At 67.8% G+C, this 22846-nt stretch carries 20 protein-coding genes; 14 read left to right on the top strand and 6 right to left on the bottom strand.

Annotated features, from left to right (window positions below):
- The first annotated feature begins 1 nt into the window (after window position 1).
- Genes urtB through atzF form a run of 7 tightly spaced genes read left to right on the top strand, consistent with a single transcriptional unit; the run spans window position 2 to window position 9726 of the window.
- On the top strand, window positions 2-889 hold the full coding sequence (urtB, locus tag ACQEVO_RS04750) for an urea ABC transporter permease subunit UrtB (protein WP_432909233.1): 888 nt from the start codon (window positions 2-4) through the stop codon (window positions 887-889).
- Entirely contained in the window at window positions 886-2001 is a 1116-nt protein-coding gene (urtC, locus tag ACQEVO_RS04745; protein ID WP_432909231.1) for an urea ABC transporter permease subunit UrtC, read from the top strand. Before urtB ends, urtC begins: the two co-directional genes overlap by 4 nt.
- On the top strand, window positions 1998-2882 hold the full coding sequence (gene urtD / locus ACQEVO_RS04740; RefSeq protein ID WP_432909229.1) for an urea ABC transporter ATP-binding protein UrtD: 885 nt from the start codon (window positions 1998-2000) through the stop codon (window positions 2880-2882). The genes urtC and urtD overlap by 4 nt, the downstream gene beginning before the upstream one ends.
- A 5-nt stretch (window positions 2883-2887) precedes the next feature.
- Window positions 2888-3580, top strand: a complete 693-nt coding sequence (gene urtE / locus ACQEVO_RS04735) for an urea ABC transporter ATP-binding subunit UrtE (RefSeq protein ID WP_432922326.1) — start codon at window positions 2888-2890, stop codon at window positions 3578-3580.
- A gap of 10 nt (window positions 3581-3590) precedes the next feature.
- Entirely contained in the window at window positions 3591-4292 is a 702-nt protein-coding gene (locus ACQEVO_RS04730) for a GntR family transcriptional regulator (protein WP_432909227.1), read from the top strand.
- Between the two features lie 50 nt (window positions 4293-4342).
- Complete coding sequence (uca, locus tag ACQEVO_RS04725; protein WP_432909225.1) at window positions 4343-8002, top strand: urea carboxylase; 3660 nt, start codon at window positions 4343-4345, stop codon at window positions 8000-8002.
- Between the two features lie 2 nt (window positions 8003-8004).
- Window positions 8005-9726 carry an allophanate hydrolase gene (gene atzF, locus ACQEVO_RS04720; RefSeq protein WP_432909223.1) on the top strand — a complete coding sequence of 574 codons (1722 nt, stop codon included), beginning with the start codon at window positions 8005-8007 and terminating at the stop codon, window positions 9724-9726.
- A 266-nt stretch (window positions 9727-9992) separates the two neighbouring features.
- Here atzF and ACQEVO_RS04715 read toward each other — a convergent pair whose 3' ends face one another.
- A complete protein-coding gene (locus tag ACQEVO_RS04715) occupies window positions 9993-10952 on the bottom strand; it encodes a hypothetical protein (RefSeq protein ID WP_432909221.1) in 960 nt (319 codons plus the stop codon).
- Window positions 10953-11238: 286 nt separating this feature from the next.
- On the bottom strand, window positions 11239-11610 hold the full coding sequence (locus tag ACQEVO_RS04710) for a VOC family protein (RefSeq protein ID WP_432909219.1): 372 nt from the start codon (window positions 11608-11610) through the stop codon (window positions 11239-11241).
- Between the two features lie 48 nt (window positions 11611-11658).
- On the opposite strand from ACQEVO_RS04710, the gene ACQEVO_RS04705 reads away from it, so the two are divergent.
- Window positions 11659-12165: a MarR family winged helix-turn-helix transcriptional regulator gene (locus ACQEVO_RS04705; protein WP_432909217.1), complete on the top strand. Its 507-nt coding sequence runs from the start codon at window positions 11659-11661 to the stop codon at window positions 12163-12165.
- A 10-nt stretch (window positions 12166-12175) separates the two neighbouring features.
- Here the strand turns inward: ACQEVO_RS04705 and ACQEVO_RS04700 are convergent, their stop codons facing one another.
- Window positions 12176-14341 (bottom strand): putative bifunctional diguanylate cyclase/phosphodiesterase, encoded by a 2166-nt coding sequence (locus ACQEVO_RS04700; RefSeq protein ID WP_432909216.1) that lies wholly within the window; start codon window positions 14339-14341, stop codon window positions 12176-12178.
- A gap of 138 nt (window positions 14342-14479) precedes the next feature.
- Between ACQEVO_RS04700 and ACQEVO_RS04695 the strand changes: the two genes are divergently transcribed.
- From ACQEVO_RS04695 to ACQEVO_RS04675, 5 genes are all read left to right on the top strand, one after another.
- Window positions 14480-15286, top strand: coding sequence for an SAM-dependent methyltransferase (locus ACQEVO_RS04695; protein WP_432909214.1), 807 nt, complete (start codon window positions 14480-14482; stop codon window positions 15284-15286).
- A 156-nt stretch (window positions 15287-15442) separates the two neighbouring features.
- A complete protein-coding gene (locus tag ACQEVO_RS04690) occupies window positions 15443-16330 on the top strand; it encodes a CPBP family intramembrane glutamic endopeptidase (protein ID WP_432909212.1) in 888 nt (295 codons plus the stop codon).
- On the top strand, window positions 16327-17523 hold the full coding sequence (locus tag ACQEVO_RS04685) for a sensor histidine kinase (protein ID WP_432909210.1): 1197 nt from the start codon (window positions 16327-16329) through the stop codon (window positions 17521-17523). Before ACQEVO_RS04690 ends, ACQEVO_RS04685 begins: the two co-directional genes overlap by 4 nt.
- The gene (locus tag ACQEVO_RS04680) at window positions 17520-18200 is read left to right on the top strand and encodes a response regulator (RefSeq protein ID WP_432909208.1); all 681 of its coding nucleotides are present in this window, start codon (window positions 17520-17522) and stop codon (window positions 18198-18200) included. The genes ACQEVO_RS04685 and ACQEVO_RS04680 overlap by 4 nt, the downstream gene beginning before the upstream one ends.
- A gap of 151 nt (window positions 18201-18351) precedes the next feature.
- Window positions 18352-18597 (top strand): hypothetical protein, encoded by a 246-nt coding sequence (locus ACQEVO_RS04675; protein WP_432909207.1) that lies wholly within the window; start codon window positions 18352-18354, stop codon window positions 18595-18597.
- Window positions 18598-18659: 62 nt separating this feature from the next.
- On the opposite strand, the gene ACQEVO_RS04670 is transcribed toward ACQEVO_RS04675, so the two are convergent.
- The 3 genes from ACQEVO_RS04670 to ACQEVO_RS04660 form a co-directional block, all read right to left on the bottom strand.
- Window positions 18660-19172 carry an OsmC family protein gene (locus ACQEVO_RS04670; RefSeq protein WP_432909205.1) on the bottom strand — a complete coding sequence of 171 codons (513 nt, stop codon included), beginning with the start codon at window positions 19170-19172 and terminating at the stop codon, window positions 18660-18662.
- A gap of 72 nt (window positions 19173-19244) precedes the next feature.
- Window positions 19245-20105: a hypothetical protein gene (locus ACQEVO_RS04665; protein WP_432909203.1), complete on the bottom strand. Its 861-nt coding sequence runs from the start codon at window positions 20103-20105 to the stop codon at window positions 19245-19247.
- A gap of 165 nt (window positions 20106-20270) precedes the next feature.
- Window positions 20271-21560: a restriction endonuclease gene (locus tag ACQEVO_RS04660; protein ID WP_432909201.1), complete on the bottom strand. Its 1290-nt coding sequence runs from the start codon at window positions 21558-21560 to the stop codon at window positions 20271-20273.
- A gap of 336 nt (window positions 21561-21896) precedes the next feature.
- On the opposite strand from ACQEVO_RS04660, the gene ACQEVO_RS04655 reads away from it, so the two are divergent.
- Window positions 21897-22784 (top strand): HNH endonuclease, encoded by an 888-nt coding sequence (locus tag ACQEVO_RS04655; protein WP_432909199.1) that lies wholly within the window; start codon window positions 21897-21899, stop codon window positions 22782-22784.
- Window positions 22785-22846 lie beyond the last annotated feature (62 nt).

Genomic DNA, 22846 nt, shown 5'->3' with positions numbered 1-22846 from the left:
AATGGAAGCACTTGTCGGGCAGCTGTTCACCGGCCTGAGCCTGGGTTCCATCCTGCTGCTGGCGGCCCTCGGGTTGTCGCTGACCTTCGGTCAGATGGGCGTGATCAATATGGCCCACGGCGCGTTCATCATGGCCGGCTCCTACACCGCGTTCACGGTGCAGGAGTACCTGGTCTCCAACGCCGATGTCTCGTTGATCGTCTCGCTGCTCATCGGTTTCCTGGTCGGCGGTCTCATGGGTGTCGCCCTCGAGGTGACGCTGATCAAACGGATGTACGACCGCCCGCTGGACACCCTGCTGGTGACCTTCGGCGTGGGTCTGATCCTGCAGCAGGCGGCGCGGGATATCTTCGGTGCCCCCGCGGTCCGCGTGGTGACCCCGGACTGGCTCGGTGGCGGGGTGGAGATCCTGGGGGCCGTGGTCCCCAAGACCCGGATCTTCATCATGCTGCTCGCGGTGCTGTGCGTGACGGCCATCGCGGTGACGATGAAATACACCGCGATGGGCCGGCGCATCCGGGCCGTGGTCCAGCATCGTGATCTCGCCGAAACGAGCGGGATATCCAGCCGCGGCACCGATATCACGACGTTCTTCATCGGCTCCGGCCTCGCCGGTGTTGCCGGGGTGGCGCTCACGCTGATCGGTTCCACCAGTTCCAATACCGGCGCCGCCTATCTGGTGGACGCCTTCCTGGTGGTCGTCATCGGTGGTCTCGGCCAGATCCGCGGCGCGGTGATCGCCGCGGTGGCGCTGGGCCTGTTGAACTCGTTCATCGAATACAGCACCACCGCTTCGGTGGCGAAGGTGATCGTATTCGTCGTCATCGTGATCTTCCTGCAGGTTCGCCCGCAGGGACTGTTCATGATCCGGTCGAGGAGTCTGGTATGAGGGAATTCCTGACCACCCGCTGGAAGGTCTATTCGGGGTTCGCGCTGGCCGCCGTGCTGCTGTTCGCGGTGGCGCCCGCGGTGCTCTCCGATTTCCGGCTCAATCTGCTCGGTAAATTCCTGTGCTTCGGCATCGTCGCGGTCGGGATCGGTTTGGCGTGGGGCCGGGGCGGCATGCTCACCCTCGGTCAGGGTGTGTTCTTCGGGCTCGGCGCCTACATCATGGCGATGCACCTCAAGATCTCCGACGCGCAGCTGCGCGGCGACGAGGTACCCGATTTCATGCAGATCGCGGGGATCCGGGAGCTGCCGGCGTACTGGGTTCCGTTCTCGTCCCCGATCGTCACGATCCTCGGCATCCTGATCGTGCCGCCCCTGGTGGCCGTGCTGCTGGGGCTGGGCGTATTCAAACGCAAGGTCAAGGGCGCCTATTTCGCGATCCTGTCGCAGGCGCTGGCCGCGGCCTTCGCGATCCTGCTGGTGGGTCAGCAATCCACCGGCGGCAGCAACGGGCTCAACCGGTTCCGCAGTTTCTTCGGGCTGGCGCTCAACGATCCGGTCAACCGGCGGCTGCTGTTCTTCATCGCGGCGGGCGCCCTGCTGGTGATCGTCGCGCTGACCCGGCAGCTCATGTACAGCCGGTACGGCGAACTGCTGGTCGCGGTGCGCGATCAGGAGGAGCGCGTGCGTTTCCTCGGCTACGACCCGGCCAACGTGAAAGTGGTCGCCTACGCGGTGGCCGCGCTGTTCGCCGGTATCGCGGGCGCGCTGTTCGTACCGATCGTCGGGATCGTCTCCCCCGCCGATATCGGAATCGTCCCGTCCATCGCGTTCCTGACCGGTGTCGCGATCGGTGGCCGCACCACCCTGCTCGGCCCGGTACTGGGCGCGATCGCGGTGGCCTGGGCGCAGACCAGCCTGTCGGAGAACTTCCCCTCGGGCTGGGTGTACGCGCAGGGCATCCTCTTCATCGTCGTGGTCGGGTTCTTCCCGGCGGGCCTGGCCGGCCTGGTCACCCTGCTGCGCCGGCGGAAACGGGCCGACGACGATCCGGCACCGCCCGGTCCCGCGCCGGCAACCGCAGCCGCTACCCCGGTAGGAGTGCCGTCATGACCCAGGAAACGACCACCGCACCCGTCGCCGGTGGTAACGCCGGAATGCACAGCGATTACCTCGAGGTCCGCGGGCTCAGCGTCGAATTCGACGGGTTCAAAGCTGTATCGAATGTCGATCTGACCCTCTTCCAGGGCGATCTGCGGTTCCTCATCGGACCCAACGGCGCCGGGAAGACCACCATGATCGATGCGATCACCGGGCTGGTGCCGGCCACCGGATCGGTGCAGAAATCCGGGGTCGAACTGCTGGGCAAGAAGGTGCACCAGATCGCTCGCCTGGGGGTGGGCCGCACCTTCCAGACCGCCAGCGTGTTCGAGGAACTCTCGGTGCTGCAGAACCTGGATATCGCCGCCGGGGCGGGCCGGTCGATCTGGACCATGCTGCGCCGCCGCCCGGCCGAGGTCGCCGAATCGATCGAGCGGGCGCTGGAAACGATCGGGCTCACGAAGCTACGGGACAAACCCGCCGGCACGCTGGCCCACGGGCAGAAACAGTGGCTCGAGATCGGGATGCTCCTGGTGCAGGACGCGTCGGTGCTGCTGCTGGACGAACCGGTCGCCGGGATGAGCCAGGAGGAGCGCGAGGAAACCGGGAACCTGTTGCGCCGCATCGGCGGTGAACGCACCGTCGTGGTGGTCGAACACGATATGGATTTCATGCGCAATTTCGCCACCTCGGTGACGGTGCTGGCCCGCGGCTCGGTACTGGCCGAGGGGTCGGTGGCCGAGGTGCAGGCCGATCCAGCCGTCCAAGAGGCGTATCTGGGCACCGCCGCCGAGCCGGGCCCGGATACGGACCACGAACACAGCCGGGACGAGCGGGGCTCGAAGCCGGCGACCGCGCGCGAAGGCGCCGGATCCAACGGACAGGAGGGGTGACCACGATGCTGGAACTCGTCGACGTCCACGCCGGGTATGGGCGCACCGAAGTGGTGCATGGGGTCGGGATCGAGGTCCCGGCCGACGGCGTCGCCGCGATCATGGGACATAACGGCGCCGGGAAGACCACGCTGCTGCGTGCGGCGGTGGGACTGGTGAAAACCGCGCGCGGCCGGATCCGTTTCGACGGGGCCGATATCACCTCGATGCGGCCGAGTGCGCGGGTCAAGCGGGGGCTGGCCTATGTTCCACAGGGACAGCAGTGTTTCGGTCATCTCACCACCGCCGAGAACCTGCGGGTGGTGGCCGACGGCCGTAAGCGCGGGTCCGCGCTCATCGACGAGCAACTGGACCTGTTTCCCGCGCTGAAGGATCTGCTCAACCGCCGGGCCGGGTTGCTGTCCGGCGGGCAGCGCCAGCAGCTGGCCATCGCGCGGGCGCTGATCACCGAACCGCGCATGCTGATTCTCGACGAACCCACCGAGGGCATCCAGCCGTCGGTGGTCGCCGAGATCGAGAACACCATCACCGAACTGGTGGGGCGCGGCGGGCTCGGGGTGCTGCTGGTGGAACAGCACATCGGGTTCGCGCTGCGCGCGGCGAGCCGGTACTACGTGCTGGAGAGCGGTCGCGTGACCTCGTCCGGGGAGGGTGGTGCCGGTGCCGTCGACACCGTTCGCGCCGCCATGACTCTGTAGGTTGCGCGTCGTGACCGAACCACGAAGCAAACGCGAATCCCGCAGCGACACTGTGTACAAGGCGTTGCGCGACGAACTGATGGCCGGCGCGCTGGCACCGGACGAGCGGCTCGGCGAGGAGCGGCTGGCCGAACGCTACAGCGTCTCCCGGACCCCCGTGCGTGAGGCGCTGGCCCGGCTGCAGGCCGACGGTCTCGTCGAACGTCGCGATACCGGCCTGTTCCCGTACCGCCCGCGCCTGGACACCCTGGGCGACTACTACGAATTGCGGATAACCCTGGAGGTCCAGGGCATCGCCCGGGTCCTCGACGACCCCGAACTGGGGCACGACCGGGCGGTGCTCGGCCCGGAGATCGACCGGTGGCGCGCGTTCCGCACCGCACCCCCGGACCCGGACGCCGGTTTCGTCGACGCCGACGAACAGTTCCACACCGTCCTGCTGGAGTCGTCGGGCAACCACGCCCTCACCGAGGCGTTGCGCACGGTGAACGCCCGGATCCGCCCGGTGCGGATGTTCGACTACCTGACCCCCGACCGCATGCTCGCCACCATCGAGGAGCACATCGCCATCGGCGAGGCCGTGCTCGACCACGACCTCGACATCGCCCGCGAGCAGCTCCTCGCCCATATCGACCAATCCCGCCGCGTGGTGGCCGACCGAGCCGGTCAGGTACTCCAGCTGACCCGCCTGGCCCGCGCGACCAAGACCTGACTTACCCGGCTACTCCGGTAGCCGCACAGTCCACGCCGAGAGGACCGACCGTGACCGAGACCGCCCCGCAGTTGTATACGCCGGTGCATACACCGCTGCCCGAATGTCTGCTGATCGCCAATCGCGGCGAGATCGCCTGCCGGATCCTGCGCACCGCGCGGCGGCTGGGAATCGATACGGTCGCGGTGTATTCCGATGCCGACGAGGGGTCGCGGCATGTGCGGATGGCCGATCGCGCGGTCCGGCTCGGGCCGGCCCCGGCCGCGGAGTCCTATCTGCGCGCCGACGCCGTGATCGAGGCGGCGCTGTCCAGTGGGGCGACGGCGATTCACCCGGGCTACGGATTCCTCTCCGAGAACGCCGGTTTCGCGGCGGAGGTGGAGGCCGCCGGTATCGCGTTCGTCGGCCCGGCCGCCGAGCATCTGCGGCTCTTCGGCGATAAGCACAGTGCACGCGAGGCCGCCGCGGCGGCGGGTGTGCCCCTGGTCGCGGGGAGCGGGCTGCTCACCGGGCTGGACGAAGCGCTGGCGGAGGCCGAGCGGATCGGCTATCCGGTCATGCTCAAGGCGGCCGGGGGCGGCGGCGGTATCGGTATGGCCGCCTGTTCGACCCCCGGCGAACTCACCGACGCCTACCAGCGCGTGATCCGGCTGGCGCAGAACAACTTCGGTTCCTCGGCGGTCTATCTGGAGCGTTTCGTCGCGCGGGCCCGGCATGTGGAGGTGCAGATCTTCGGCGACGGCCGCGGTCGCGCGATTTCCCTGGGCACCCGCGACTGCAGCCTGCAACGCCGCAACCAGAAGGTGATCGAGGAGGCGCCCGCCCCCGGACTGCCGTACACCGTGAGCGAACGGCTGCTCGCCTCGAGCCGCAAACTCCTGGGCGAGGTCGGGTATCGCTCGGCGGGCACCGTCGAGTTCATCTACGACGTGGACCGCGGCGAGGCGTCGTTCCTCGAGGTGAACACCCGCCTGCAGGTGGAACATCCGGTGACCGAGGCCGTCACCGGCGTGGACCTGGTGGAATGGATGCTGCGCCTGGCCGGCGGTGATTCCGCTTTCCTCGACGACGTCCCCGAGGCCGGTCCGCCCGTCACCGGTTTCGCCGTGGAGGCCCGCGTCTACGCCGAGGACCCCGGTAACGACTACCGTCCCGGCGCCGGCACCCTCACCGGGGTCGAGATCCCCGGCGCGAATGCCCGGGTGGAGACCTGGGTCGAAACCGGTACGGAGATCAGCCCTTATTACGACCCGCTGATCGCCAAGATCATCACCTCGGGCGAGAGCCGGCCCGAGGCGCTGCACCGGCTCCGCGCGGCGCTCGACGAAACCCGCATGTTCGGTATCACCACCAACCTGCCGCAGTTGCGTGCCGCCGCCACCAGTTCCCCCATGCTCGACGCCCGGCACACCACCGCGACCCTGGGCAGTCTGGCCACCACCCGGCCCCGGCTGGAGGTGCTGCGCGCCGGTGTCTCCACCACCATCCAGGACTACCCGGGCCGCCTCGGCCTGTGGAACGTCGGTATCCCGCCGTCGGGCGCCTTCGACGACCTCTCCTTCCAGCTCGCCAATCACGCCGTCGGCAACTCCCTCGGCGAGAACGGCCTCGAGGCGACCCTGCTCGGTCCCCGTCTCCGCTGCACCGACACCACCGTCGTCTGCGTGACCGGCGCCGACGCCCCGGTCACCGTGGACGGCGAACCGGTTCCGATGTGGGAACCGGTCACCGTCCCCGCCGGATCGATACTCGATATCGGCGCTCCCCACGACACCGGCCTGCGCACCTATCTCGCCGTCCGCGGCGGTATCCTCGCGCCCGATTACCACGGCAGCGCAGCCACTTTCACTCTCGGCGGCTTCGGCGGTATCACCGGCCGCGCCGTCGCGGTAGGCGATATCCTGGGCATCAAACCCGATGCCGGTGGCCTGCTCGACCCCGAACCCGTCCCGGCCGCGGACCGTCCCGAATTCGGCCACACCTGGTACGTCGGTGTCGGGGAAGGCCCCCAGCCCGCGCCCGACTATTTCACCCCCGCCGATATCGCCCAGTTCTACGACGCCACCTGGCAGGTGCAGGCGCATGCCAACCGCACCGGCCTGCGCCTGGCCGGGCCGAAACCCACCTGGTCGCGTACCGACGGCGGCGACGCCGGCCTGCATCCGTCGAATCTGCACGATTGCCCGTACAGCGTCGGCGCCCTCAACCTCTCCGGCGACACCCCGATCCTGCTCGGCCCCGACGGCCCCAGTCTCGGCGGTTTCGCCTGCCCGCTCACCGTGGTTTCCGCGCACCGCTGGAAACTGGGTCAGATGCGCCCCGGCGATCAGGTGCGTTTCGTCCCGGTCGCCGACGACCGCACCGCCGCCTTCCGCTCCTCGCCCGCCCTGCGCGGCCGCAATACCGCCACGCCGGAACTCCTGGGTTCGCGCGAAGAGGACAACGGTGTGCTGGGCCGCCGCGATGCCGGCACCGGCACACCCGAGGTCAAATACCTGCGCGGCGGCGACGACAACGTGATGATCGAATACGGCCCGATGGAACTCGACCTCGGCCTGCGGATGCGCGTGCACGCCCTGAGCGAGCGCCTGGAACAGGCCGCCGTCCCCGGCCTGATCGATATCACTCCGGGCGTGCGTTCCCTGCATCTGCATTTCGACCCGGATGTCATCGATCAGCGCACCGTGGTCCGCCTGCTCGGCGAATTCGAGGACGATATCCCCGATACCGCCGATCTGCGGGTCCCGAGCCGCCATATCGAACTCCCGCTCTCCTTCGACGACCCCACCATCGTGCAGGCCATCGAACGCTACGGGCACGGCGTGCGTTCCGAAGCCCCCTGGCTGCCGTCGAATATCGAGTTCATCCGCCGCATCAACGGCTTGGACAGTATCGGCGAGGTCCGCGATATCGTTTTCGACGCCCAGTACATGGTGCTCGGCCTCGGCGACGTCTACCTGGGCGCGCCGCTGGCCGTCCCGCTCGACCCCCGGCACCGGCTGGTGACCACCAAATACAATCCCGCCCGCACCTGGACCCCGTCCGACGCCGTCGGTATCGGCGGCAAGTACCTGTGCGTCTACGGGATGGAATCCCCCGGCGGCTACCAGCTCGTCGGCCGCACCGTCCCCATCTGGTCCGGTTACCGGCAGCGCGCGCCGTTCGAGTCCGGCAAACCGTGGCTGTTCCGGTTCTTCGACCGCATCAGCTGGTATCCGGTCTCGGCCGAAGAGCTGCTCGAGCTGCGCGCCGATATGTCGGCGGGCCGCTTCGAAATGCGCACCGGTACGGGCGAATTCGCGATGGCCGACCATCTGGAATTCCTGCGGGACAACGCCGCCGATATCGCCACCACCGACGAACACCGGCAGGCCGCGTTCACCGCCGAACGGCAGCGGTGGGAGGCCAGTGGCGAGCTCAGCGCGCACACCGAACCGGATCCGGCCCCCGAAACCGCCGATACGCTCGATCTGCCCGAGGGCTGCGAAATCGCCACCGCGCCCATGATGGCGAATGTGTGGCGGGTGGCGGTCGCCGAGGGCGATCACGTCGAGGCCGGCACCACGCTGCTGGTGCTCGAGGCAATGAAAATGGAGCTGCCCGTGCTGGCGGAGGTCGCGGGGACAGTCCGCGCCGTCACCGCCGCCGCAGGCGATCAAGTGACCACCGGCGCACCTCTGGTCGCCATCGAAACCGAAGGAGCGGCATAACCATGGAGAAACTACCGCTAGCCGAAGCGGGCACCGCGGCGGACAAAGTCGCCGCCGCGTACCGGTCGATCGGCGAGCACGATCGTCCCGAGGTCTGGATCCACCTTCGCGCCGAGGCCGATGTCCTGGCCGAGGCCGCGGCGATCGACGACCGGGTCGGGCGGGGCGACAACTTGCCGCTGGCCGGAGTTCTCCTGGCCGTCAAAGACAATATCGATATCGCCGGTATCCCCACCACCTGCGCCTGCCCCGGTTTCGCCCGCATCCCCGGCCACACCGCTCCCGCGGTGGCGCGGTTGGTCGAACAGGGTGCGATCGTGCTCGGTAAGACCAATCTCGACCAGTTCGCCACCGGTCTCGTCGGTACCCGCAGCCCCTACGGCGCCGTCCGCAACAGCCGGTTCCCCGACCGCGTCTCGGGCGGCAGCAGTTCCGGTTCGGCGGTCGCCGTGGCCCTCGGTATGGTCGACGCCGCGCTCGGCACCGACACCGCCGGCTCCGGCCGCGTCCCCGCCGCGTTGAACGGCCTCGTCGGGATCAAACCGACGCTGGGCCTGGTCCCCACCACCGGCGTGGTCCCCGCCTGCCCCGACTACGACGCCGTCAGTGTTTTCGCCCGCGACCTGGCCCTCGCCACGAAGGTCGCGAACGCGATGATCGGCACCGACCCGGCCGACCCCCGTTCCCGCCCCTGGCCCACAGACACCCCGCTCGGCGCCCCCGCCCGAGCGACCCTCGCCATCCCCACCGACGACAACCTGAAAGCGCTCACCCCCGCCTACCGCGCCGCCTTCGACGCGACCGTCGACCGCTGGTGCGCGAGCGGCGGCGACGTCACCCGGGTCGATATCGCCGAACTCCTCGACGCCGCCAGACTGCTCTACGACGGCGCCATCGTCGCCCAGCGCTACGCGGCCGTCGGCGAATTCCTCAGCGGCGCACCCGAAGGCGCCGACCCGGTGGTGTCCGCGATCGTCGAGAACAGTGCCCGTCCCGCCGCCCACGCCTACGTCACCGACCTCGACCAGCTCGCCCGCGCCGGCGCCACCGCCCGCCGCCTGTTCGCCGACCACCCGGCCCTGCTTCTGCCCACCACCACCGAACACCCGACGATCGAAGCCGTGGCGGCCGACCCGGTCACCATCAACAGCCGCATGGGCACCTTCACCAATTTCTGCAACCTCCTCGACCTGGCCGCCGTCGCGGTCCCGGGCGAGGACACCGCCGAAGGCGACCCGTTCGGCGTCATGCTGGTGACCCCCGGCTTCGCCGACCAGGTCGGTATCGATCTGGCGGCCCGGCTGCTGGGCGAGCCCTCTCCCCTGCTCACCGGCACCGGCACCGACCTCCTCGTCGTCGGCGCCCATCTCCGCGGCCTCCCTCTGCATCACCAACTCGAATCGGCGCAGGCCCGGTTCGTCGGTGAGGTCGCGACCTCGGCGGCGTACCGCATGGTCGCACTGCCCGCCACCCCACCGAAACCCGGCATGCTCCGGGTGGGCCCGGGCGACGGCCGCTCGCTACCCGGCGAACTATATCGCCTCTCCACCGCCGCCCTCGGCACCTTCCTGAGCAACCTCCCGTCGCCCATGACGCTGGGCAAGGTCGAACTCGATACCGGCGAATGGGTCACGGGTTTCGCCTGCGACTACGAATCATCACGTGACGCGACCGATATCACCGAATACGGCGGCTGGCGGAACTACCTGAAATCGCTCCGCTGATGCTGTGTGCGGCAGCAACTTCCGGGTAACCGGTCGTCAGCGGTTCGGACCGGCCCCCGTGTCGATGAGGGGCGTGGGAGCCGGTCCGAACCTCGCGTATCTCCGGTCGCACACCGACGGCCGGCGGCGTGCGTATGTCCGGACGCCCGCCGCCGGCCGCCGCCGCCGCGACCACGGCTTGTCGCCCCCGTACGCGCCCAATGGTTCGGCAGCGGCCCTGGCTGCCCCGCCACCACGGACAATCCCAGCATGCTCGACCTCATAACTCAGAAATCCCAGCGCGCGTCCTTCGGGATATCGCCCAGTTCCTGAACCTTGGCCAGACGGGCGAACGCCCCGTTGATCGCGCCGGGTTCCAGGCCGGCATCGTCCCATGCGGCCCGGAGCTTATCGGTGTCGACCGCGCGCACCGCGGCCAGCACGTCAGGGTCGAGCGGCCCGTCATCGATAAGCCGTTCGATGACGAAAGGGGACTTGGTCGGCACCTCGAACGGCCCTTCGGTGATGGGGAAACACCAACCGTGGTCGATGGCCACGATCTCCGGTTGACCGTCTCGCTCCACGGTCCGGAAGTTGGCCCAGTGCCGGTCCCGGTTTCCCATGACATAGTCGAGCACCGCGAGTTGGTGGCGTTGCGCCCGGGGATAATCGACCACATCCCGCGATTCGGTCGACTCGACGAACTGCTGGATCATCCCGGGCCCGGACGTCTTGTCGTCACCGGCCACCCCCTGGGTCCGGGCGGTCGGCGGGATCCGGCCGAATCCGAGAATTTCGTCGAAGCGGTACGCCGCGATCTCCCGGTTCGTCTGCGCTCCGCGAGTTTCCCAGTACCATTCCACATTTTCCGTGAGCTCACCCCGAGTGGGTTTGTAGATATTCAGAGCACCGTCGTCGGACCGCATCTTGCGCACGATGCCGCGCGCCTCCAGCACGTCGAATACCATTTTTCCGGTGAATTCGACCGGCTCCACCATCCGCCGGCCCGCCATGGCGGCCTCGGCGGCACTCGGGCGATAGACCCACGGCCGGCCGTGGAGCATACCGGGCGCCAAAGTCCCACCCAGACCTCGTGAATCGACGTCCACCAAGGCCCGGCGGCCGCTGTCGAGGTGGCGGACGGCCCTCCGATACCGGCGTGCAGACTCGCGCGCACCCAGGTCAACAGCCCTGGACAACCGGCCGACGACGCCCTTGAGCACCGACGCCACCCGACTCGCACTCATGGTTTCGGCGGAAGCACACTTTCGTCGACGACGCAGTGGTGGCCCATACCCGAAGGCCGGACCTCCGCCACCTTCCGGTCCGTGGACGATCCGACGCCACAGCTACCCACCACGGTGGGCTGCGCATTCATTTCGTCAGCCTTCCACTCCCTGCCCCACCGGCGCGCTCGAACCGGAATTCGCCCGTGATTGCCGAGTACTATGCCCGCACGGCAGCACTTTCGCGCGTCGAACGCTCTACCCACCGGCGGCAAGGCACGGGCCTTCGATACGGAGCCGAAGCACCTCAGGGCTGCGCGGTGAAGAGTTCGTAGCTGTGACCGCCGGGGTCGCGAACATAAACACCGCGACCACCGGACAACCGGTTGATCCGGCGATCCCAGCCGTTCTCCGGCGCCGACCCGTAGTCGACGGCCGGCCATTGCGCGAGCCGTTCCAGCACGGCATCGAATGTGCCGTCGTCCACCAGGAACGCGTAGTGCCCTGGTTCGACCCGGCCCCGCTCGTCGAAATCGAAGGTCAGGTCATCGTTCACCCGCACAGGTACGAACGGCCCGGCCGGCGGCGACACCGCCAAACCCATCAGCTCGGCGAAGAACGTCGCCGATCCGAGTTTGTCGGTCGCCGGGATGATCGTGTGGTTCAGCACGATGGGCATGCGGATCCTTTCGACTGATTATTACATGCGATACGCATACAAATATAGATGCGCAACGCATACAATGTCGAGGTGCCCGACACCTCCGACACCACCCAGGCCGACCCCGCAGACGGCGGACCGGCACTGTTCCGGCTGGTCCGCTTCTGGTCCCGGCGCTGGAGCGGCCACGTTTTCGATCACCGGCCCGCCGAAGCAGCCGGGGACACCACCCGGATCCAGCACATCCAGACCCTGGAGGCCGTGGCCGCCGCCCGGCGCGCCCACGAGGAAGCCACCGTCAGCGATGTCGCAACCCAGCTCGGCATCGATCACTCCGGCGCCAGCCGGATGGTTCGCGACGCCGCCACTGCCGGCTACCTGACTCGCACCGCGTCCCCGCACGACCGCCGCCGCGTAGTCCTGGAACTCACCGAACCCGGCGAACGCCTACTGGCCGCCGCCCACGCCTGGCAACGCGAAAGCTTCGAACAACTCATCGCCACCTGGCCCGCCCGCGACCGCCGGCAGTTCGCGATCTACCTCCAGCGCCTGGCCGACGAAACCGCCATATAAGCGGACGAAGTCACGACGACGTCGTCCGGCCGCCTTCGACCGGTATCACTATCCGCCGCTGCTCTTCGAGCAGGCCGGTCACCCGCTCCTCGGACAGCGGGCGGTGAAAATACCAGCCTTGGGCGGTATCACAGCGCAGGCCGCGCAATTGCTCGGCCTGGAACCGGGTTTCGACGCATTCCGCGGTGACGGTGAAGCCGAGGGCGTGGGTGAGGCCCACGATCGTCTCCAGCACCACCAGATCGGTGGCACCGGCACTGTCGCAATCGCGGATGCGCTGGATGAACGGCCCGGCCAGCTTCACCACCTGCAGCGGCAGCTGGCCCAGATACGCCAGATTGGAATAGCCGGTGCCGAAATCGTCCAGCGCGATACGCACCCCGGCGGCCGCCAGTGTGCGCAGGGCCGCCACCGGTCCGCCGTCGTCGGCCATGAACGCCCGCTCGGTCAGCTCCAGTTGCAGCCGCTGCGGCGGGATACCGGTCTCGGCGAGCGTTTTCTCCACCCGGGCCAGCCAGGCCGGGTCGGCCACCTCCACCGCGGAGACGTTCACGCTGATGACCGGGGCGCCGTCGGGGTCGAGGTCGTACCACCGGCGGGCGGCGCGGCAGGCCTGCGCGAGCACATGCGCGCCCAGGGCCGGGATGTGGCCGTCGTCCTCGGCCAGATCGATGAATTCGGCGGGTGAGAGCACGCCCAGGTCGGGATGGCGCCACCGCACCAGCGCCTCCACGGCATCGATCCGGTCCCCGGACAGGGGCACGATCGGCTGGTATTCCAGGAAGAACTGCCCGTCGGCCAGCGCCTCGGGGATCGCCGCGGACAGTTCGGCGCGCGCGTGCTCACGACGGCCACGGGCGGGGTCGAACACCGCATAGCAACCGCGACCGGCCGATTTCGCCCAATACATGGAGGTGTCCGCGGCTTGCAGGAATTCGTCGACATCGGTGCGATCCGACCGTTCCTCCACCACGCCCACGCTGGCACCCAACCGCAGGCGCTGGCCGTTGATCTCGAAGGGTTCGGCGAGCGCCGCCAGCACGGTTTCGGCCAGCGCTGCCACCTCACCGGGACGGTCCGGGTCCGGCACCAGGATCACGAACTCGTCGCCGCCCATTCGCGCGACCAATTGCCCGGGCCGGGTGAGGCATTCCCGCAGCCGGGCCGCGGCGGCCACCAGCAGTTCGTCGCCGACCGCGTGACCGTGGGTGTCGTTGATGGTCTTGAAATGGTCCAGGTCCACGTAGCACAGGCCGATACCGGAGGCCGGGGCGGCGAACGCGTCGGCGAGGGCGTCGAAGAAACGGGACCGGTTCGCCAGCCCGGTCAGCTGATCGTGGTGGGCCCGGTAGCGCAGGCTCTCCTGCAGCGCCCGCTGCTCGGAGATATCCTCCACCAGCACCAGGGTGTACTGCGGGGCGCCCCGCTCGTCCCGGATCAGCGACACGTTCAGGTTGGTCCACACCGCGTGCCCGTCGCGGTGCGGGTAGGCCTTCTCCAGCCGCACGCTGTCGCATTCACCGGACATCAACGCCCCGTACAGCTCCCACATCCCGGATTCGTCTTCGGGATGGGCGAGGTCGGTCACCATCATCCCGCACATCTCCGCGGGCTCGTACCCGAGCATATCCGCGAACGCCGCGTTGACCTCGATGATCCGGCCCGTCATATCCGACAGCCCCGTACCGACACCGGCCTGCGCGAACACCCCGCGCATCCGGGCCTCGCTGGCCCGCAATTGTTCCTCGGCGGCGCGCCGGGCCTCGATCTCGGCGGTGCGCACACTCTCCTGTTCGCCGAGCAGCCAGGTGCGGAAGGCACGCAGATAACCGTTGGCGAAGGCACCCAGCGTGGCCACCACGCGCGGCGCCGCGACTCCGGTGGCGGCGAGATGCGCACCGAGGACGTCGATACTGCGGCCGAGTACCTCTTCGCCTACGAAATGCGATCGTGCCAGCTGGGCACCGACCGCGGCGGCTCGCTCCGGCTGTGGGTCCGCGGCGTCGGCGGACTTGTCGAATTCGGCCGCCAGCCGGGCCAACAGGACGGCGGTTTCGCCTGCGCTCAACGGCACGACGTGATCACGCGCGCCCTCCCGTAGCGCTGTCATCCATCGGCCGGCCAGGTCGGCATACGAGCCCTGGGGTAACGCACCGGGCCCGGCATCCCAACCCATGGGGTCCGATGCTAGCCGCAACCGGGCGCCGATGTGGAACGTACACACTTCCCACCGGTGTCGGCTACGATGACGACCACCCGGCTGGCGGCTCCCGCCGACGCCGAAATGGTTGGTGCGAAAGGAAATACCCGGCCGATGAGCAGACCGAGTTGGGCCCCCGACGGCATCGACCTCGACCGCCCCAGCGCATCCCGCGTCTACGACTACTTCGTCGGCGGTATGCACAATTTCGAGATCGACCGGCAACTCGCCCAGCAGATCGAAACCTTCACCCCGAATGTCGCCGAGACCATGCGCGCGAACCGCGACCTGCTGCGCCGCTGCGTCCGGTTCCTCACCGACCAGGGCATCGAACAGTTCCTCGATATCGGCTCGGGCATACCGACAGTCGGCAATGTGCACGAGGTCGCGCAGGCGGCCAACCCAGGGGCCCGCGTCGTCTACGCCGATATCGACCCGGTCGCGGTCGCGCACAGCGAAGCCATCCTCGCCGGCAACCCGAACGCCGCCGTGGTCCAGGCCGACGCGGCCCGGCCGGACACGATCCTCGCCGATCCACTGGTCCAGAACCTCATCGACTTCGACAAGCCGGTCGCGGTGCTACTGCTGGGCGTACTGCATTTCGTCCCCGACGAGGCCGGCCCCGCCGCCTGCGTGACCCGGCTCCGCGACGCCGTCGCGACAGGCAGCTACCTGGCGATCACCCACGCCACCGCCGACGGCCAGCCGGCCGAGGTACTGGAGGCCCAGAAACTGTCCGGCCGCACCAACACCGAGATCGTGCTCCGCACCCACGACGAGATCGCAACCTACTTCGCCGGCTGGACAATGCTCGATCCCGGCCTGGTCCACCTCCCCCTGTGGCGGCCCGAGCACCCCGACGATATCGGCGAACATCCGGAACGTTCCGGAGCCTTCGGCGGCGTCGCCCGCAAGGACTGACCCGCAGACGCTCCGGGAGTTCGGCGAAGGTGCTGCCGAATACGGCGCGCACAGTCTCGCGATCCACGAACGGCCGCCGTGAGGTAGCGCGTACGCGACCACGAAACGGTTGTGTCCGCCACCGACTTCCCGCGGCTGCCACCGTGTAATCGAGGCATGACTACAGCGTTGACCGATCGGGAGCCGTTCGGGTGCGGCACCGCATCGCGACGGAAAGGCATCCGCTGGTTCCTGGTGCTCGCATTCGCGGGCGCGTGGATTCCGTGGGGACTGGCCGGAGCGGCCGGGTATTCCCTCGACGATCCGGTTGTCCAGCTGATGACGGGCGCTTTCGTCGCGCCCGCGCTCGCCGCGATCATCACCCGCCGGTGGGTCACCCGCGAAGGCTTCGCCGATTCCGGACTCCGGCCGCGGCTCGGCCCCCAGTGGCGGTCGTACCTGACCGCGGCCGTGCTACCGATCGGCGTGCTCGCCGCCGCGCTGGCGCTGGCGGCACTCCTGGGAATGTGGCGGCCCGAGCCAGGCGACTTCGGGTCCGGTGCCGCACTGTTCCTGTTGCTCGCGCCGATCATTCCGGTGGTGGCCGCGCCGATCTTCTTCGGCGAGGAATTCGGCTGGACCACCTACCTACGCGACCGGCTCCTGCCTGGCCGCCCCGTGGCCACCACCTTCGCCACCGGCCTGATCTGGGGTGTGTGGCATTGGCCGCTACCGTGGGTGGGTTACCTGGGCGCGGGCGGTTCGGCCGCCGACGCGTTCGTCGCCATGCTGATGTGGCTGCCGCTTTCGATCGAACTGGAATTCGTGATCGGCTGGTTGTGGACACGCAGCGGTTCGGTGTGGCCGCCGGCGATACTTCACGGCGGGAGCAACCTTGTGATCGCGTTGGGTCTCGAAGTGTTCGTCGGCGACGCCGGCCCGTCCGGCGCTGCCACTACTCTGCTGATGTGCGCAGCGTATTCGCCCGTGGTCGCCTGGATCATCGTGACAACGCGACTGCGCGCCCCGCGCGACGCACAACCCACGACGGGAGCCGCGCGGTGACCACGGTGGGGTCCGCACTCCGCACCGGCCCGCGGTTCCTGCTCACCCGATGGCCGTGGCGTGCGGTGCTCGCCGTGCTCTGCGGCGGCGTCCTGTCGGCACTGACAGTGATCGGTCTCGTCCCGGTGGTGCTACTCGGGCTGACCCGCGCTCTGCGGGCAGCGCTGTGGGAGCCGATGGTGCGGCTGCAGTGCGCCCGGCTACGACTGATCGACCCCGATACCGCCGTCCGTGCCGATGCCCGGGTGCGCGAGGCGAGCGCCGCCCGCCGGCTGCCCACGGCCCGGCACATCACCTATGTCCTCGCCGGCACGGTCTTCGGCGGTGCGGTGTTCTGCCTGGTAGCCCTGGGATTCGCCATCGCCGCCGTCCTGCTCGCCGCGCCGCTGATCGTCCGGGCCGATTACCTCGACTTCGGCCCCTGGATGATCGACGAACCGGCGGAAGCCTGGACGGTCGCCGGCGCGGGAGCTCTCGCCACGGTCCTGCTCCTCGTATTCGCCGGGGCGTGGTCGGCGCTGGACGCACGGATCGCGCGGGCCCTGCTGACCCCCGATTCCGACCGGTGGCGCCGCGAAGCCGTGCGGATCGAGAGTTCCCGCTCGGCACTGCTGGAAGCGGAGGGTTTCGAGCGGGAACTACTCGAATCCGAACTGCACGATCGCGTCCAGCACCGCCTCGTCGCGTTGTCGATGAACCTGGGGCTGACCGAAGCCCAGGACGCGAACGGCCCCGCCGGCCGCCTCGCCGCCGAAGCCCACCGGCAGGTCGACGAAACCTTGAGCGAACTCCGGGCCGTCCTGCGCGGTTTCTCCCCTCGGGTACTGTCCGAACGCGGACTCGAACCGGCCCTGACCGACCTCGCCGCGGACCTGCCGCTGGATATCCGCATCGACCTCGGCAACACCGACCGCCTGCCACCCGCCGTCGAGCACATGTCCTATGTTCTCGTCGCCGAATGCCTCACCAATATCGCCCGGCACGCCGCGGCCGCCCAGGTCGAGGTGCGCGGCACCCGCAGCGGTTCCCGGTGGATACTGAACGTCACCGACGACGGTCCGGGCGGTGCGCATATCGTCGCCGGCCACGGCCTCGACCGCCTGCAACGCCGTCTCGCGGCCCTGGACGGGCAGCTCACGGTGACCAGCCCGCCCGGCGGCCCGACAACCATCCGGATGGAGTGCACAGTGTGACAACCCGATCCGCCCGCCTGCGAATCGTGCTGGCCGAGGACAGTCCCCTCCTCCGGGCCGGGCTGGAAAGCGTACTCGCCTCGGCCGGACACGAGGTGAGCGCGGCGGTCGGCGACGCACCCGGGCTCGTCCACGCCTACGCGGCCCACACACCCGACCTCGTGATCACCGATGTGCGGATGCCCCCGAACGGCACCGACGACGGCCTCCGCGCCGCCGCCGAACTACGACGCCGCGACCCTCACCTACCGATAGTCGTGCTGTCCCAGTACGTTTCGGTCGCCTACCTCGATGACCTCCTCGGCGACGACTCGTCCGCCGGTATGGGCTACCTCCTGAAGGAACGCGTCGGGCACGTCCGCCAATTTCTCGACACCATAGCCCGGGTGGCCGCCGGTGAGACGATCGTCGACCCGGAGGTCGTGCGAGCCCTCGTCAAGTCCGGCCGCCACCGCACTCCCCTGGCCGACCTCACCGCCCGCGAGCGGGAAGTACTCGCGCTGGTAGCGGAAGGTCGCACGAATGCCGGAATCGCCGAGGTCCTGACCGTCTCGGAAGCCGCCGTCCGCAAACACATCGGCGCCATCTTCGCCAAACTCCCCCTCCACGACGGCGACCGCCGAGTCCAGGCAACCCTCATCTACCTCCGCTCCCTCGGCCAACCCCCCACCCACTGAAACCACTAGCATGGCCCCGGCTCCTACGACCGGCCGGTTCGGACGGAGGCGGCGTGCTCCGGCTCACCCGGCGACAACCGGTCGCGGGGCCGACCGTGCGCGAACGTCGAGTGGAGAGGCATTTATGAAGAAGGCCTGCATGATCGCGGCAATGTCCTTGGCAGTTCTGGGTTTCTCGGGGGCGACCGCAGCCGCGGTCCCTTCCGGTAGCGCGGGGCTACCCGGTCTCCCGGGCGCACAGCAGCCCGGCCCGCCCCCGCCGCCGGACGGCAAGAAGGTCGGCGACCCGTGCACCGCCGGCGGCGGCGTCCCGGGACACTACGAGTGGGTGCATCTCGACGAAAGCTCCGCCCAGCACTACGGCACCGAATGGATGTTCGTCTGCCAAGCCAGCTGATCTCGTGACCGTGGCGGTGCGCTTTCCGGCGCACCGCCACTTCACGATAGGCGACCTGGAACTCAGGCGGTTTCGAGCGTGGTCTCGACCGGTGTCGCACCGGTGGTGAGGTCCAGGACCGGGCAGTGGGCATCGACAGCGGCCTGCAATTCCGCATAACGCTGCGCGGTCTCGGGCCCGCTGATCCGAACCCGCACCCGCACCGCCTGGAACCCGGCGCGCACGGTGTCGTCGAGCCCGAAGAACCCACGCACATCCAGGTCACCTTCGGCCTCGATCGACAGATCGTCGACCACGATCCCCAGCCGCTGCGCCCAGAACCGGTAGGTGACGATCTGGCAGGAAATCAGCGCACCGAGATACGCCTCCACCGGATTCAGCGCGGTGTCCTCGCCCCCGAGCGACGGCGGTTCGTCCACCCGCAACCCATGAGCACCCGCGGTGATGGCACTACCCACCGTCCCCTGCGGAATCCCCGACGCGCGGAACACCACCGTAGCTTTCGCCGGATCCTGTGCCACCGCGTCGGCCGTAGCAGCGGTGATGTCGTTGAGCGTGGAAGTTCCGGCGGTCATGGGCGCGACGTTAGGCCCCGGCGCGCACCCCAGCCAGTATTACGCTCGCGCTGAGGCGAATCGGCGAGGCCGTCAGGGCCGAACCCAATCACGCATGAGCAGGTAATGGAGCCGAAGCGCCGTGGCACGCCCGAGCGCCAGCGTGTGGTCGGTGCGCAGCAGATTCGCGCCGTCGGCGAACACGTGGAACTCCTCATGGATCGGAATCCGCGACGCCCAGCAACGATCACCATCGACCACCGTGACATACGCACCGTCGGCCCCGAACGCGCCCGGCGGCGACACCAGACGCAACGCCCCACCCTCCCCGACCTGCGGCCGCAGAAACACCTGCACGTTCCCCAACGGCAGCGGAAACGATACATGCACACTCGGCTGATCGGCCCCGGGCAGCCGCGAGACCCGATAGAACCCGCTGTAGATGTACTCGCCCGTGGCCCGGGAAGTCCGCAACCACGCTGCACCGCGATACCCACCGTCCGCGCCGACCACCCGCTCGACCCGGCTGTCGATCCCCCGCGCGGTATCCAGCGGCCGAATCGGCAACGCCAACTGCCCCACCCGCCGCCCGAAGAACCTGGTAACGAACCACCCACCTACCGCAAAAACGGGCGCCCACTGCACCCACGCCTCCATCCGCCACAACGCAGTGCGCTCATAGAAATCCCGGACGTCCGGATGCAACCGCTCCGGATCGAACCCGGCTCCCCCGAGCACCCCGATATCCGCCAGCAGACCGGCCTCTGGGTCGTTCTCGGTCCGCCCACCGACCCGCTCGGCTTCGGCCCTCAGCCAGTTGTCCTCCACCGCCCCATCGACGTCGGTGAGCACGGGAGCCCGCAGCCAGGAATGCCTTCCGCCCAGGTCTACCGGCCGTCCGAACGTCTTCCAGTACCGCCGGGTCCCGCGATCCACCGTCGCCCACAAGTCCACGGCGCAATCATGCTCGGCCGGGGTCCGGCAGTCGACCGGAGCAGGCAAGATGCCGCACACACCGCGACAAGCAGGCTTCGCAGCCGCATTGCCGTCCCCGGATCTCTGGTGTCGGCGCCTGGATCGCTTCGGTCGACAGTCGCTGGCCCAGGGCGTTCGAGCCATCTACACCTGGCTGCTTGCCGCCTGCGATCTGCTTCCGTCGAGGATGTTGTCACCGACTGCTACCGAGCGACCGAGGTCCACGACCGAATCGATGTGCCGTTTTCTCGGAAACCCCTCGTCCAGCCACTTCCGAAGCCGCTCGGGATCGCTGTATCCCTTCTGCCGCAATGAGTCGACCACATCGCGTCCGCAAATCATGACTATGGGATGACCGTCTTCCCTGACTTCCTCATAGACTTGTTTCGCGAAGTAGGACAGCGTGACGAATACACCGAACTGCCGGTGCCGGATCCGGGAGATCAGCCGGCTCATCTCCTTGACACCGATGCTGTTGGTTTCCCTGTAGCACTTTGCTTCCAGTCCGAACTCAACAGCGACCCGGTCGGCACCGGGACCCAGCAAGTAGTCGCCTACCGCGTCGCGGCCACCATCACGAGAGGGAGGTGTCACCGTGCATTTCCCTGTGGCGGGTGCCATCATGCGCCAAATTGCCACGGCACACTCTTCGAAGTCTGTCTCTCGGCCTTCGAAATGTGCACGGATCATTGTCAGCATCTCCCGACCCACAGGATCATCGGGAAGCTGCTCCTCCTTCGTCCGGATGGTCAATGTCGACGGTGCAACCAACGGGCGATATACGCGCCCCTCGACCCATTCGCGCCACGGCTCAGGGCAACCGGGTCCGAGGGTGGGTTCGCCGGCAAGGACCGATGCCAGCCAACTGCGTTGCACTATGCCGACATCGAGAACAGTGAAGAACGCGCGATAATTTTGGAACCGGGAACCCTTCGTATGACGCCAAATCGCGGACAAGTCCTCATCGGATGTCATCGTTTCCGTGCCAGGGGCGAGAAGCCCTCGGAAGCGGACCGAACGACCTGGTGCTGCCTTCTCGAAACAGAGAAACGGTGGCACCACCGCCCGTTCCTCGGGCAGGCCGTGGGTTGCTTCGAAGACATCCCGCAGCAGTAGATTGCCGGAGCGTTTGGTGTGGTGCAGCTCAGATCCTGGCTCGCGGTTGTCTCCGTAGTAGGTGAAGATTCCGGTCTCCGGGTCGAGGTGGTCCGGCCAGTCCGGCTCGGCCCCAGTGGTATACAGGGCCACCAGCCGCACCGTCTTCTTCCGAACCGAACCATTGGGCCGAAACCCGCCCTGGTTTCCAACTGGAAGCAGCCGAGCCAAAGCGTCGTCCCCCGCCGTCCCGTTGGTACCGCCCAGGTATAGGCGGTCGATATGCAAATCGGCCTCCCGGAGTGCGTCGAAGGCAACTGCCGTCTCAGAACCGATCACGGATAGAGATTCTAGGGAGCTCTACGATCACTGACCAGCCGGACGGCCAGTAGGTGGTTGCCACTGGACGGCCAGCCTGCCGGATTCGGCCGGCGGTCGGCCAACAGCATTCTCCGCGCGAACTATCACGACCAACCCGTCGAGGTTCTTGATCCGCCAGACCGTCAGTTCGTCACCCTTGGACCTTCGTCCTATGTATCCAGGCCCAAGTCAGCGTCTCCTACATCGAAGATCACCGCCCGGGTCACCGAGCCAGACTACTGATACCTTCACCTTTCGGCCGCGGATGATCTTGTCCATCGTGACAGCCGAGATCCGAAGTGCCAGAATTCGTTCGTGGAACGCGGGTTAGAGGTCGAGCTACGCAACATGATCTTCGATCACCTTGCGAAGCAAGTTGCGAACAAGGGCACGTTGACGCGTTCCGAGCTCGCCGCTTTCCCTGTCGGTGGACGGATACAACGCCTGATCGACCAGAACAAAGGCATCTGGAATCCGCGTGACTTCGCTGCAACGCTGTCGATCATGTCGAAGCCGGATAGTCCCTATGATGACGCAGAGCTCGATGACTCGACATTCATCTATGCCTACCGCGACGGCAGCACCGACAGTGACAACAGAAAACTCAGAATCGCCCACGAGGAACACCTTCCTTTGATCCTGCTTCGATGGATCGAAAAAGGCGTCTATGTTCCCGTCTTCCCGGTCTATGTGATCCATGACGACTTCGAACGACGGCGTTTCATTTTAGCGTTGGATGAACGGCTCTTCGATGCCGAGGACCCCGTGCACCTCAAGCCAATCGAACGAAGCTACGCCCAGGCCATCAATCGGAAACGCCTGCATCAGCCAGAATTCAGAGGTCGAATCATGACCGCCTACGGGAATAAGTGCAGTGTTTGCAAGCTAGGGCATCGGCAGCTCTTGGACGCCGCCCATATCACCCCCGACGGGGAGGAACACGGTACTCCCGAAGTTGAGAACGGCCTGTGCCTCTGCAAGCTTCATCATTCGGCTTACGACACCAACCTGATCGGAATCTCTCCCGACTACCAGGTAGTGATCAGCAAGACGCTGTTCGACAGCCGCGATGAGAGCCCGGTTGTCGAGCACGGATTCCTGCAATTCGACGGCCAGTCGCTCGCCGTGCCGAGATCGCCCCGACAGCGCCCTTCCCCCGAACGCTTGGACGAAAGATTCGCCGCATTCAAGGCCGCGAGCTGACTGCCGCGCGATCCGGTGGGCCGTCTTCTAACCATAGCTCCTGGTCGAACGCATCCATGACC

The sequence above is a fragment of the Nocardia sp. CA-290969 genome, assembly GCF_050936135.1.
In the GTDB taxonomy this organism is placed as follows: Bacteria; Actinomycetota; Actinomycetes; order Mycobacteriales; family Mycobacteriaceae; genus Nocardia.
Note: the sequence above shows the minus strand (reverse complement) of the source record. Positions and strands in the feature narration are given on the sequence as shown.

Excerpts from the sequence above, each read along its gene's own strand:
- urtB (WP_432909233.1), top strand. The coding sequence starts at position 2 with ATGGAAGCACTTGTCGGGCAGCTGTTCACCGGCCTGAGCCTGGGTTCC.
- urtC (WP_432909231.1), top strand. The coding sequence starts at position 886 with ATGAGGGAATTCCTGACCACCCGCTGGAAGGTCTATTCGGGGTTCGCG.
- urtD (WP_432909229.1), top strand. The coding sequence starts at position 1,998 with ATGACCCAGGAAACGACCACCGCACCCGTCGCCGGTGGTAACGCCGGA.
- urtE (WP_432922326.1), top strand. The coding sequence starts at position 2,888 with ATGCTGGAACTCGTCGACGTCCACGCCGGGTATGGGCGCACCGAAGTG.
- atzF (WP_432909223.1), top strand. The coding sequence starts at position 8,005 with ATGGAGAAACTACCGCTAGCCGAAGCGGGCACCGCGGCGGACAAAGTC.
- ACQEVO_RS04715 (WP_432909221.1), bottom strand. The coding sequence starts at position 10,952 with ATGAGTGCGAGTCGGGTGGCGTCGGTGCTCAAGGGCGTCGTCGGCCGG.
- ACQEVO_RS04710 (WP_432909219.1), bottom strand. The coding sequence starts at position 11,610 with ATGCCCATCGTGCTGAACCACACGATCATCCCGGCGACCGACAAACTC.
- ACQEVO_RS04705 (WP_432909217.1), top strand. The coding sequence starts at position 11,659 with ATGCGCAACGCATACAATGTCGAGGTGCCCGACACCTCCGACACCACC.
- ACQEVO_RS04700 (WP_432909216.1), bottom strand. The coding sequence starts at position 14,341 with ATGGGTTGGGATGCCGGGCCCGGTGCGTTACCCCAGGGCTCGTATGCC.
- ACQEVO_RS04695 (WP_432909214.1), top strand. The coding sequence starts at position 14,480 with ATGAGCAGACCGAGTTGGGCCCCCGACGGCATCGACCTCGACCGCCCC.
- ACQEVO_RS04690 (WP_432909212.1), top strand. The coding sequence starts at position 15,443 with ATGACTACAGCGTTGACCGATCGGGAGCCGTTCGGGTGCGGCACCGCA.
- ACQEVO_RS04675 (WP_432909207.1), top strand. The coding sequence starts at position 18,352 with ATGTCCTTGGCAGTTCTGGGTTTCTCGGGGGCGACCGCAGCCGCGGTC.
- ACQEVO_RS04670 (WP_432909205.1), bottom strand. The coding sequence starts at position 19,172 with ATGACCGCCGGAACTTCCACGCTCAACGACATCACCGCTGCTACGGCC.